Annotated in this window: 1 protein-coding gene; it reads left to right on the top strand. The window is 71.2% G+C overall.

Annotated features, from left to right (window positions below; translation table 11 throughout):
• On the top strand, positions 1-267 hold a 267-nt coding region (locus tag IC50_RS06195), incomplete at both ends, for an MFS transporter (protein ID WP_035701824.1).

Here is a 267-nt window from a genome sequence, read left to right as displayed (position 1 = left end):
GCCCCCCAGCCGCATCGAACGGCGGACGCTGCTTGCGACAGCGCTGGCGGTGCTCGCCGCCGGCAATCTCGCCTCGGCCTTCGCGCCCGACTACACCGGCCTCCTTGTCATTCGCCTCGTGATGCTCGCGGTCGGCGCGCTCTATACGCCGCAGGCCGCCGGCACGGCGGCGCTGATCGTGCCCGCGGAGCGGCGCGGCAGCACCATTGCGTACATTTTCCTCGGATGGTCGTTGGCAGCCGCCGTCGGCCTGCCGCTGATCACCTT

The sequence above is a fragment of the Bradyrhizobium genomosp. I (2014) genome, from assembly GCF_000261685.1.
Lineage (GTDB): Bacteria > Pseudomonadota > Alphaproteobacteria > Rhizobiales > Xanthobacteraceae > Bradyrhizobium.
The sequence above is the reverse complement of the archived record's forward strand: the minus strand, read 5'-3'. Positions and strand labels throughout refer to the sequence as shown.